Origin of the sequence: Brevibacillus sp. HB1.2 (assembly GCF_013332495.1) — a bacterium.
Taxonomy (GTDB): Bacteria; Bacillota; Bacilli; order Brevibacillales; family Brevibacillaceae; genus Brevibacillus; species Brevibacillus porteri.
The window spans coordinates 1-1,305 of sequence record NZ_JABMIU010000041.1 but is presented as its reverse complement, the minus strand read 5'-3'; the positions used below and the strand labels follow the sequence as shown (position 1 = coordinate 1,305).

The window sequence follows — 1,305 nt, the reverse complement described above, 5'->3', positions numbered from 1 at the left end:
TGGTCATAACCCCGTCAAGTAGACAACAATGAAAAGTCTGTTTATGCAGCGACTGCTTTCCGGTATTCAATCGGAGAGCGGTCGCTAAATTTTTTCTGAAAACGATCATAGTTGTAATAGGAAATGTACTCAGCGATAGCTTGCAGAAGTTCTTCTTGGCTTGTCGGTGGGTGCAGATAGATTTTTTCCGTTTTTAGATGGGAAAAGAACGACTCGATGCAGGCATTATCTAAGCAGTTTCCTCTTCTAGAATGGCTGCCTAACAGACCATACTGCTCGAGTTTCTGATTGTATACTTTTCCGGTATATTGAAAGCCCTGATCGGAGTGCAGAATCGTTCCTTTAAGCTTAGTTAAGGGAAGTTGTTCTAAAGTTTGCATAACCAACGCCAGATCATTGCGGTGTGAGATCTGCCAGGCTACAATCTCATTGTTAAACAAATCCTGAACAGCAGAAAGATAATAATATTTCTCGCCTACAGACAGATAAGTAATGTCTGTTACTAACTTTGTTTTAGGGGTGTCAGCATGGAAATCACGTTCTAAACGATTTGGCTGGACAACCGATGCCTGCTTGCCAAAGAACCGCCTTTTTTTACGGATCAATGAGCGTATGTTTAGTTCTTTCATCAATCGGTAAACCCGTTTATGGTTTACATGCATGCCTTCTTTACGAAGAGCAGTTGTCATACGCAGATAACCATAATAAGGATGAAGCCGATGGATGGCCATCATGTGTTCTTTCACGTGTTGTTCTGACTCGATGCGTTTTTGTGAATTCGCCCGAGATATACGCCACTTATAGTATCCCGCACGGGATACCTGTGCTAGTTGTAACAGCCAAGAAAGTGGATGAATGGAGCGAAGCTCATCTATGATGGAAAAACGTGCTGCTTTCAGAGTCACTCCCCGTGTAGATTTGGATACCGCTTTTTTAGATAATCGTTCTCCGCTTTGATGTAAGCTAATTCTTCCTCGATGCTCGAAAATTTAGTTTTTGTTCTTCCTTTTCGCCAAGCTGTCTTTCCTCGTTGGTCCTCTTTCAACTCTCCTCGTTCTTTCTGTTGATGCTTCTTTATCCATTCCTGAACTTGAGTTTTGCTACGTACTCCTAACTGTGCTGCAATCCGATACGGGCTCCATCCGTCCTCCACGTACAATTTAACTGCTTCAGCTTTAAATTCATCCGTATACCTTTTATTGCTACGTCTTGCTTCAGGCACGAAAAATCCCCTCCGGTCAACAATGGTAAGCCTATCTTATCAGACAGACTTTTTTCATTGTCAACCACGAGGGGATAATACCA

At 42.5% G+C, this 1,305-nt stretch carries 1 protein-coding gene; it reads right to left on the bottom strand.

Annotated features, from left to right (window positions below; genetic code table 11):
* Positions 1–41: 41 nt before the first annotated feature.
* Positions 42–1,222 (bottom strand): IS3 family transposase gene (locus HPY28_RS30060; RefSeq protein ID WP_174231976.1). Its coding sequence is split into 2 segments (ribosomal slippage): positions 42–925 and positions 925–1,222, totalling 1,182 coding nucleotides; the frame shifts between segments, so codons are not numbered across the junction.
* Positions 1,223–1,305: the final 83 nt, after the last annotated feature.